This is a genomic window from Bradyrhizobium sp. Ec3.3 (assembly GCF_000472925.1).
Classification (GTDB): Bacteria; Pseudomonadota; Alphaproteobacteria; order Rhizobiales; family Xanthobacteraceae; genus Bradyrhizobium.
In genome coordinates this window covers 1-7,464 of record NZ_AXAS01000125.1, presented here as the reverse complement: position 1 = coordinate 7,464, position 7,464 = coordinate 1, and the positions used below count along the sequence as shown (strand labels likewise).

7 protein-coding genes and 1 pseudogene are annotated in these 7,464 nt (G+C 57.9%); 4 read left to right on the top strand and 4 right to left on the bottom strand.

What is annotated here, in order from left to right; translation table 11 throughout:
• Both YUU_RS0145160 and YUU_RS0145155 read left to right on the top strand, forming a co-directional pair.
• On the top strand, positions 1-391 hold a 391-nt coding region (locus YUU_RS0145160; RefSeq protein ID WP_027528035.1), incomplete at its 5' end, for an acetoacetate decarboxylase.
• Positions 392-675: 284 nt separating this feature from the next.
• The gene (locus YUU_RS0145155) at positions 676-2,442 is read left to right on the top strand and encodes a PQQ-binding-like beta-propeller repeat protein (RefSeq protein WP_027528034.1); all 1,767 of its coding nucleotides are present in this window, start codon (positions 676-678) and stop codon (positions 2,440-2,442) included.
• A 118-nt stretch (positions 2,443-2,560) separates the two neighbouring features.
• On the opposite strand, the pseudogene YUU_RS57965 reads toward YUU_RS0145155, so the two are convergent.
• The 4 genes and pseudogenes from YUU_RS57965 to YUU_RS59860 all read right to left on the bottom strand — a co-directional run.
• A pseudogene (locus tag YUU_RS57965) lies at positions 2,561-2,824 on the bottom strand (invasion associated locus B family protein); the annotation flags it as partial.
• A gap of 977 nt (positions 2,825-3,801) precedes the next feature.
• Positions 3,802-4,029, bottom strand: a complete 228-nt coding sequence (locus YUU_RS0145135; RefSeq protein WP_027528032.1) for a hypothetical protein — start codon at positions 4,027-4,029, stop codon at positions 3,802-3,804.
• 247 nt (positions 4,030-4,276) lie between these two features.
• A complete protein-coding gene (locus YUU_RS0145130) occupies positions 4,277-4,543 on the bottom strand; it encodes a hypothetical protein (RefSeq protein ID WP_027528031.1) in 267 nt (88 codons plus the stop codon).
• A 194-nt stretch (positions 4,544-4,737) separates the two neighbouring features.
• Positions 4,738-4,938 carry a hypothetical protein gene (locus YUU_RS59860; RefSeq protein ID WP_156944931.1) on the bottom strand — a complete coding sequence of 67 codons (201 nt, stop codon included), beginning with the start codon at positions 4,936-4,938 and terminating at the stop codon, positions 4,738-4,740.
• A 975-nt stretch (positions 4,939-5,913) separates the two neighbouring features.
• On the opposite strand from YUU_RS59860, the gene YUU_RS0145120 reads away from it, so the two are divergent.
• On the top strand, positions 5,914-6,150 hold the full coding sequence (locus YUU_RS0145120) for a hypothetical protein (protein WP_027528030.1): 237 nt from the start codon (positions 5,914-5,916) through the stop codon (positions 6,148-6,150).
• A 5-nt stretch (positions 6,151-6,155) separates the two neighbouring features.
• Positions 6,156-6,578, top strand: coding sequence for a DUF3085 domain-containing protein (locus tag YUU_RS55675; RefSeq protein WP_245288323.1), 423 nt, complete (start codon positions 6,156-6,158; stop codon positions 6,576-6,578).
• The last annotated feature ends 886 nt before the right edge of the window (positions 6,579-7,464 follow it).

Genomic DNA, 7,464 nt, shown 5'->3' with positions numbered 1-7,464 from the left:
AAAGCTTGCTGCTCCGAAAATCACGCATGAGAGCGAAACTCTGGTGTGCACCCTGCACTATGGCTCAGTGCTCTGCGTCTCCGCCACCATGGGCTACAAGCATCATGAGCTCGATCCAGAGCCTTTGCTGAGAAACCTCGCACGGCCCAATTTCATGATCAAGATCATCCCGCACGTGGATTGCACGCCGCGGATCTGCGAGCTTGTGCGCTATTACTGCGAGGACGTCACGCTGAAGGGCGCCTGGTCTGGCCCTGCCGCTATTGAGCTTTTCGAGCATGTATCGTGCGACGTTTCCCGTTTGCCGGTGCGCGGCGTCGTTTCCGGCAGCCATTACATCACTGATCTGACGCTGGGGTTGGGGCAGGTCGTGTTCGACTATTTGGCCTGATTATAAACGAGGGAAGAAAGGAGCCAACATGGGCTTGACGGACAAAGTTGCCGTACCGGCTGCACTAGGCACCGCTTGCTTCGCCATCGGAAGTGTCGCAACGGCCAGACGAAGTGAATGGCGTGTTTACCTTCGATCTCGCCAAACAAGATCGCGGAGCGGTTGGATGATTGGATCCAACACATTTCGGCTGGAGCGGTCAGGAGTCCGAAAGGAAGCGAAACCAAGGATCTCATCGGCTCGAACGCGCGTACCAAGGTTTTCTGCGCGAAAGGAGTTTCCACATGAACAAGGCGATGAAGATTGGTCTCGGAACCATAGCCGTCGTCGGTGTTGCGGTCGCAGGCACGATCTATATGTATTGGAACGCGTTCGTTCCAATCGCCGCCATGGGGATTAATTATGTGCGCTATCTCAACGCGCCCAAAGGCGAACTGACGGTCGAGACCGCGCCAGGTTTCGATGGCGCGCCGGCGGCAAGCGCCTCACGATCAGCGACCAAGGATGCAGGCGACTGGCCGAGCTACAACAAAACGCTCACTTCCGACCGCTTCTCGGCTTTAGACGAAATCAACCGGGAGAACGCGGATCGGCTCAAGGTGCTCTGCAGCTACGATACAGGCATTTATACCGGCTTTAACACGGGGATCCTTGCCGTAAACGGTGCGCTGCTGTTCTCGACACAATACGACACTTTCTCCATCGACCCGGCCACTTGCCGCGAGAACTGGCGCAAGCATGAGAGCTACACGCCAGCGACGCCGCAGGCCGTCAACCGCGGCGTCGCTTACCTCGACGGCCGGATCTTCCGCGGGACACAGGATGGCCGCGTGCTCGCGTATGACTTCAAGACCGGTGATCGCCTGTGGGAGACCGCAATCGCTGATCCGAAGAAAAGTGAGAGCGTGCCTGCGGCCCCGATTGCCTGGAACGGATTGGTTTTCATCGGCAATGCTGGCGGCGATTTCAAGGGCGTGAAGGGGCGCATGTATGCGCTCGACGCCCAGACCGGACGGATCGTTTGGGAATTCTATCTCGTGCCGAAGCAGCCGGGCGATCCTACCCGAGGCCCAGAAGGTGCTTCGCCACTCAACACGTCAAGTTGGGACATGGCGCGCGGCCAGCCGATCTCGGGGGGCGCTACTTGGACCTCCTATTCGCTCGATCCCGATACGGGACTGCTCTATGTCCCGGGTGGCAATCCATCGCCCGACTTCGCCGCCCCGGTGCGGGCCGGCGGCAATCTCTACACCGACTCAGTCATTGTCCTCGATGCGCGCACCGGCGCTTACAAGGACCATTTCAAGATCGTTCCCAAGGATTGGCACGATTGGGACGTATCCGGTGCGCCCGCAATTGTGACGACCGCCGCCGGCAAGCGGGTTATGCTTGTTGCACCCAAGGACGGCCATCTCTACGGATTCGACCTTGACACGAAGGAGATGCTCTATCGGCTTCCGGTCACGGCGATCGAGAACGTCGACGTACCTTTCTCGCCACAAAAGAGCGTGCATTTCTGCCCCGGCTCTATCGGCGGTGCCGAATGGAACGGGCCGGCATACAACCCGCAGAACAATCTCGTCATGATCGGTGAGGTTCAATGGTGCACAACCGTCAGGGTCGATCCCGTCAAGGTAGCCGAACGAACGCCGAAATACACGCCTTGGTCGGCGGAGGATTCAATCAATCCGTATAACATGTGGGGTAAGGCGGATCCCGCGTTCGATTGGGCGGGATGGCTCTACGCCGTCAACGCGGACAGCGGAAAATGGCGTTGGCGCGCGAAGACCAATTATCCCGTTCAGAGCGGCGTTGTACCTACAGCCGGCGGCGTTGTCTTCTTTGGCGATATGGGCGGCAATTTCTATGCGCTCGACGCAGATACGGGCCGCAAGCTCTGGGGCAATAAGATCGGTGGCGCGGTCGGCGGCGGAGTTATCACCTTTCAGACCCCGCAGGGCCAGCGCGTCGCTACCGCGACCGGGCTGACGGAGGTGCTTTGGCCAACGGAGATCACAACCGCCAAGGTATCAATACTTGGATTGAAGTAGGCGGTCGCCAATCGCCTCACCGCCCGATCCGTGATGCCATCTTCGACCAGGGCATAGAGGCGCCGGAGCTTTTCCTCAGCGACCGTTGCCTGCCGTGACAGTTGGTCGATGCGGTAAGCTATCTTTTGTTGCTTTCGTTTGTCGGCCGTCCCCAATTTCCTTCCAGCTTCTGCTCAAAAACTTGAGCAGCGCCCCCTTGTCGAGCGAAGTTATCGAGCGACAGCGAAGCAATGAAGGTAACGACATTGGAATTGACCATTTCAAGAGAAAGCATTTTGCCGGTGTCGAGCTCGCGTAGGAATGTCGGTTCGGGAACGGTTGCCGCCACACATCCGTTCGCCAAGCAAATCGTGTAAGGAACGAGCATCGAGGCGCCCTTGTCTACAGTGAGCTGCCGGTCACGTCGGGATCACTTCTGACAGCCGACATCGAGCAAGTTTCGTGGGCGGTCGAGAAGGGCCAAACGCGCAAATAGCCAACTGAAGCGTGCCTTGACCAAATTAGTGGCTATGAGTGAGATTATCGAAGACGCGGGTACCGGATTGGAGCGATGTCATGGTGCGGGCAACTCGATTGGCTGTGGGTAGCAGCTTAATCTTGCTGACAACGATGGTGAGGCCCAGCGGTGCAGCAGAGCAACAGTTCTCTTGCAAAGGGCAGGTCGTTCAAGAAATGACTAATCCGGCCGTTCGACCAAAACCAATCGATCTGAATGTGACAGTTGGGCGACAAGAACAAGCTGTCCATAACGAGCGGCAACGGGAAAATGCTTACTCCCCGCGTTACCAGCAACAACAAGGTCCAACTCAAGTTTGTGACGAAGGAGTTTGTTGGAGAATATTTCCACTATACCGGCGATCTATTTCTTATCTACAACTCCGGGCCACTCGCGCGGCTCAATTGCTCGCGCTCCTGACCCAATCGATGGGCCATATGAACGAATGTCCGCGATTGCGCATTGACGGCTTCCGGGATGGTCCGGTCGTGCTCCGGCCCTGCCAGCACGAGAAACTGGCAAGGGGTGCTCAAGACAAGGAGCGCGCCATGTCTCCGCCGTCGAGTTTTGATCTGTCTCAAGTCCGGAAGGTCCAATGATGTACGCTTTGACCACGACCACGAAATTCACTTCCGTGGCGATCTTCGCGACGATGCTGCCGTTGTCGGCCGCGTTGGCTCAGTAGGCGACGGAAATCCAAATCAGCTACTCAAACGGACAGTTTCAGCCGAACGCCGGGGGGACAAGCCGATTGTCTTCCGGATCAGGAATCTCGATGGCAAAGCTATGGAGTTCGAAAGTACCACGCTCAGAGTGGAAAAGGTCGTCGCTGCCAAGGGTGAATTAAAGTTGGACGGCCTCCCTTAAGGCCGCTGAAAGCGGTTCTTGACGGCGGCAACAAATCCGCGCCCTTCCGCGACCCAATCGCAAAGGCGAAAGTCGTTAAGGCGCATCGTGTAGATGTCGTAAGTGTCGAAGACGCCAGCGGTCCTGTCATTATAGACGAAGCACCAATAGCCGCCGGCATCGATGAGCTGCAGATGCGGCTCGCCGATGGCTTTGAGGACTTGTTTGGTTGTGAAGCGCTTCAACGAATGGAACTACCGCCGACGTCGCATCTTCGGTCAGCTAATGTCGCTGCCGAGCGTCCGCACTTGTTACGCACACGGAACATTTTCGGCTTGTTTGAGTAGGCCATTTTTTTGTGCTTTGCCGCCTCGCTGCCCCAACTCAGCCAGGCGTCTGTACGCGATGCGGATTGGAGGGACTGCGGGTTCAACATCGATCATCGGATGCAATGGTAGGAGCATATCAACATACAAGGCAGGGTTGCCGTTTCTACAGCAAGCCACGCTGGTGCAAGGTGATGATGATGACGCGGATGATGCAGTCCGAGATTGACTCGCCGTGCAGCCGCACCTTCTGCAGCCGCCTCCACGTTTCCGCATCTACCGGCATCTGCCAGTTGCCGTTTGGCAAGCGCCGCCCGATCTGCTCGAAAGGGAATTCGGCTGCAATTAAGGCGCGGCACTCCTCGGTGATTTCTATATCCGTCATCACTTTCTGTGGAAGTCGTCGCGGCTGGTGTTTGCCGCGCGCAGCCATCGCGCGCCGCGTGCAGCTATCGCCTGATCCGGCACAATCAGCCAGTTAAATCGCCGTAATCTCATTCGAGGTGGTGACAACGAAACCCGCCCCGCAGCGCGGCGGCAGTTTCCGTAAATGCATGGGCGACGATCGGGTAGGACGCCACATTGCGCAACAAGGCCAACAGTGGGCATCGATCTTCGCGAGGTGGATCACGCTTCTGTTCTTTGCTGATGCGCAGATCGGCGCGGTCTCCCCGTCAGCGCCAGCACGGCTCCGCCGCTGGTGCAGGCAAAGGCGACCACGTGCGGCCGCAGCGTCGCAAGGTCGGTGACCGCGATCGGTACATGATCGTAGATCATGCGCCGTTCAGCTTCGGGCTGTGGTCTCGGCGAGGTAAATACGGGCTGCATGAACGGTTACGCCGGCCGGCAGCGCGCGCACGAAGTCAGTCTCGACAGCGCTGTTTGATGACGGAACGATTGGCCAGACGCAACGCCAATTCGTCCGATCGTCGCCCATCTGCCCTCCACAGAAAAGAACGGTGATGCCAGAAAATCACTAGGCCCAGAAGGCCACATTGGCGGTGCCGGCGACAACAAAGCAACCAAACGAAGGCACTTCAGACGGCGAAAGCGTCATAACCCATTTTAGAAAGCCTTAAGGTCTCTCGTTCATATCGCGGGCTCGATGGTGCCGTCGGCACGACGATGCCCGGTACCGTCTGGATGCTATCCAACGCTCTCGAATGGAGCACCTCTAACAAAGCCAGCGCGACTAACTGAAGACCTTTCGGGGGCTTGCCTCATGGGGCGAAGACGCGCGTCGACTTACCAAATCCAACGCCAACTGCTGATTACTCGCGAATGGCGTCGCTGGCTTCAATCTCATTCGATCGATCGCGGGGCAGCCTCCGCCCGCGATTACGTTGAGGTTCCTTTGCGAATTAGAAGATAAGCGCTCGCCGCTCCCGAAATTCCACGCAAGGGGGCGAGACAAGTGGGAAATCGTCAACGGTTGGTTGCTGGCTTGCGACCAGCACGGGGACGGAAAATGCCCGCGGAGACATTGATCACGAGCGTTACGGCGATCCAAAGCTCCAGGCTGACAATCGCGCGCAAACGAGGGAGCGCGACATCTCGACGCGGGCACTGTGGGATGAAGCGAAGCGGAGGCTGCCAGATGACGCTGATGATCGTGATGCGCGGGGCAGACAAAGAAGATCAGTCAGTGACTTAGCCTCTTGCCCTGATCGTCGCGATGCGACGGAGCCTCGACTCCGCCGAGGCTCAGACATTACCGATACTTCACAACGTTGACGCGATTTAACAAGGCTTCAGCCGTCAGCGCGGATAAATCGCGTGCGTCATCCAAGTCGAGATGACGCCATGAAGTTTGACGAGCGGGAACGTACTGCGCTGACGGATGCAGGCTTCGCCGTGGCCGACGATAACAAGGCAGCCTACGTCGAAGCTCTCGTCGCGATCGCCGCACACGATGACGAAACCCGTTGGCTGACGTTCCCCTTGCCGAATGATACGCGGATCGTGTGCGTCACTTCGCGCGACCAGATCGCCTCCGCAATTATGGATGGCTACGCGGCGAAAAGGAGCCAACTTCAGTGAAGCTGATGTTTCCTTACACGAGACTGAAGGCACTGTGGAACGAAGCCGTGCAGCAATGGCCGGTTTCGGTGCGCACCATGAACGGTCAGAGCTTGCCCGGTTTCTGGCTTGTCGGTGGCCAGGGCATCTATCTCAAGCATAACGGCGCGAGGCCCAAGGGCAGTGCTACCGTGGCCTATGCGAACGAGTGCGACCCGCTTAAGGATCCATTCGAGAATTGGTTGGTCGTCAAACGGGCTATATTCGGCGACAGCGACGGCATGGAATTCGTCGAGGCGGTAATGATCGGCACTGCCGTCGATGGTGGCTGCGACATCGAGGTTATGTTCGACCACGACACGATGACGGTGACGGTCGTAGAAAAAGGGAAGGCTAGCCTGCGATGGCAATCGTTGCGAACTCGGCACGCACAAGAGCGATACGATTGAAGAAACGAGATACGAATGGCTGAGTGCAGGAAGAGCCGGCATCTGCGCGCCAAGTGAGTACGCCCTGAAAGCAACGACCCCGACGCCTATCAAACGCCGAGGCGCCCGTTAAGCTGGCTACGTCCTTGATTGTGCTCGGCTGTCGCCAGCGCATCACGAGAGCGCATCCATAATTCGGTAAATGGCTGGATGCTTCCGGTTCTTCACCTTGTATGGGGCTTTCCTTGTCAAGGGTAAACTTCCCCACACGCTGCTCTCTATCCACTTGTCGAGTCCGACGATTGGTTCGGTGTCAGCGAGGCGCTTTCTTCCATTCTCGGCATGAAGGGCCCCCTTTGCTTGGCCGCGCTGAGCGGTCAATCCCTGCAGCCCGCAAGGGGCGCGCCTTTTGGCGCGCGGGATTGACAGCGAAAGCGCGTGCCGAGCGATAATGCGCCATTCCAAGAGTGGCCTGGCGGCGAAGTTTACGATCTTCATCTTCACACGCCGTTGGTCGTCTCACCCGTGAGCATGACGTCACGTGTACAGCGGCATTGGCACGGCGACAAAATCCGAGGCGAGCCCGCTATCAGGCGCTGATCGCGCCGCAGCCTTGTATTCGGTCGATCCTTCGAGGATCGCACCATGATGCAATCATGCGCATCGGCGGCGAGCTCCGGGGCGGCGGGTCCATCCTTGATCGCGGCTTGAAAGCCATTGTGAAAAGCGAATCACCACCGCCTCGGATCGTCATCGGCAGACCACACCTCCACGGCCCGCCAAAACTGTCGTGCTGTTATCTGATCTCCTTTCCCCTTCGAAGTTATCGGTTATGACGCAGGACGCAGGACAATGCCGTCCGACATTTCGCCTGTTGTAACGAGACGCCAGAGTGCAATGAGCAGCT

Bases quoted from the DNA above. Each gene is read 5' to 3' on its own strand.
- YUU_RS0145155 (WP_027528034.1), top strand. From the start codon at position 676: ATGAACAAGGCGATGAAGATTGGTCTCGGAACCATAGCCGTCGTCGGT.
- YUU_RS0145130 (WP_027528031.1), bottom strand. From the start codon at position 4,543: ATGGCTGCGCGCGGCAAACACCAGCCGCGACGACTTCCACAGAAAGTG.
- YUU_RS59860 (WP_156944931.1), bottom strand. From the start codon at position 4,938: ATGCAGCCCGTATTTACCTCGCCGAGACCACAGCCCGAAGCTGAACGG.
- YUU_RS0145120 (WP_027528030.1), top strand. From the start codon at position 5,914: ATGAAGTTTGACGAGCGGGAACGTACTGCGCTGACGGATGCAGGCTTC.
- YUU_RS55675 (WP_245288323.1), top strand. From the start codon at position 6,156: ATGTTTCCTTACACGAGACTGAAGGCACTGTGGAACGAAGCCGTGCAG.